This window comes from Nocardia farcinica (assembly GCF_029867845.1).
GTDB classification, from domain to species: domain Bacteria; phylum Actinomycetota; class Actinomycetes; order Mycobacteriales; family Mycobacteriaceae; genus Nocardia; species Nocardia farcinica_A.
Genome location: NZ_JARWRU010001224.1, coordinates 1 through 1,706, shown reverse-complemented (window position 1 = coordinate 1,706; position 1,706 = coordinate 1). Strand labels below are relative to the sequence as shown.

General features: G+C 72.2%; 3 protein-coding genes. 1 reads left to right on the top strand and 2 read right to left on the bottom strand.

All coding sequences use genetic code 11. The features are described from left to right. Positions 1–577, top strand: a 577-nt coding sequence (locus QH283_RS27145; protein ID WP_280505772.1) for a PQQ-binding-like beta-propeller repeat protein, incomplete at its 5' end; no start/stop codon positions are given. 7 nt (positions 578–584) lie between these two features. Here QH283_RS27145 and trmD read toward each other — a convergent pair. Next, complete coding sequence (gene trmD, locus QH283_RS27140; RefSeq protein WP_280505771.1) at positions 585–1,286, bottom strand: tRNA (guanosine(37)-N1)-methyltransferase TrmD; 702 nt, start codon at positions 1,284–1,286, stop codon at positions 585–587. Continuing rightward, positions 1,283–1,706: ribosome maturation factor RimM (gene rimM, locus QH283_RS27135; protein WP_432420786.1), on the bottom strand; the 424-nt coding region annotated here is incomplete at its 5' end. The genes rimM and trmD, both read right to left, overlap by 4 nt.

The window sequence follows — 1,706 nt, the reverse complement described above, 5'->3', positions numbered from 1 at the left end:
GGCCCTCGACCCGGTCGACGGTTCCACACGGTGGGAGCGCCACCTCACCGGCGAGCAGATCATGGTGATCGAATCGGCGAACACCTTGACGATCGAGCACGAAAGCGGGGAGACCGAGGTCCTCGACCTCGCGACCGGCGGCCTGATCGCCCGGCGCCCCGCCGCCCCCGGCTCCCGTTACCGGCTGCCACGGCCGGACGGCGTCTCCCTGGTCATGGACAGCACGACGCTCGCAGAGAACACCGAGATGCGGTTGGAGGAAGCCGACGGCAGGGTGCGCTGGACGGCGCCGCTGGACGAGCGCGAGGAGCTGGTGCCGATCACACCGGGGGTCACCGGCAATATCCTGCTGGCGACCGCGCAGCAGCGTCGCGGTGATCGCCCGGTGTGGCTGGTCGCCTACGACCTGGGCACCGGCGCGCGCACGGTGATCGCGGGCCCGGGACCGAGCGTCCGTGGCGAACAGCCGATCGTCACCATGCCGGTCCGGCGGCAGCAGGTGGCGCCGCAGGTCGCGCCGTGGGGGCTGCTGATTCCCGGCACGGACGGCAGCGTGGCGGTCGCACCCGCGGAGTGAGCGGGGCTCAGCCGTCCTGGCGCGGTTCTTCGGGCGCGAGCAGGTCGGGTCTGCGCTGTCTGGTCCGCTCCAGTGACTGTTCGCGTCGCCAGGCGGCCACCTTGGCGTGGTCGCCGGAGAGCAGGATCGGCGGCACCTCGAGGCCGCGCCAGCTCACCGGGCGGGTGTAGCTGGGGCCCTCCAGCAGTCCGTCGGAGAACGAATCCTGCTCGTGGGACTGCTGATTGCCGAGCACGCCGGGCAGCAGGCGGACCACGGCCTCGACCATGACCAGCACCGCGGCCTCGCCGCCGATCAGCACGTAGTCGCCGATGCTGACCTCTTCGACGCGCACCCGCCGCGCCGCGTCGTCGAAGACGCGCTGGTCGATGCCCTCGTAACGGCCGCAGGCGAACACCAGGTGCTTCTCGGCCGACCAGCGGTGCGCGGTCTCCTGGGTGAACGGCACGCCCGCCGGGGTGGGGACCACCAGCAGGGCCTCGTCGGGGCAGACCTCGTCGAGGGCGTCGCCCCAGACGGTGGGTTTCATGACCATGCCGGGACCGCCGCCGTAGGGCGAGTCGTCGACGGACTTGTGCACGTCGTGCGTCCAGCGGCGCAGATCGTGCACATCGACCGAGATCAGGCCCTTGTCGATGGCCTTGCCGAGCAGCGCGGTGCGCAGCGGCTCCAGATACTCGGGGAAGATGGTGACGACGTCGAGTTTCATTCCTCGAGCAGTCCCTCGGGCGGATCGATCACGATCAGCCCTTCGGCGACCGAGACCGTCGGCACGATGGCGGTGACGAACGGGATCAGGATCTGCCTGCCGTCCTCGACGGCGCGCACGGCGAGCAGCTCACCCGCGGCGGAGTGCAGGACCTCGGTGACGGTGCCGATCTCGGTGCCCGCGGTGTCGCGCACCGCCAGGCCCTCCAGTTCGTGGTCGTAGAACTCGTCGGGATCGTCCGACGGCGGCAGGTCCGCGCTGTCGATCACGAAGAGCATGCCGCGCAGCGCGTCGGCGGCGGAGCGATCGTGCACCCCCGCCAGGCAGACCAGAAGCGGGCCCGGGGGGTGGCGGGGCGGCGCCCCGGGGGGCTCACGGGGGGGGGGCGGACGGGGGGTGCGCCCGCCCCGCCGCCGGGCC

Coding starts and splice junctions, on each gene's coding strand:
- trmD (WP_280505771.1), bottom strand. CDS start 1,286: ATGAAACTCGACGTCGTCACCATCTTCCCCGAGTATCTGGAGCCGCTG.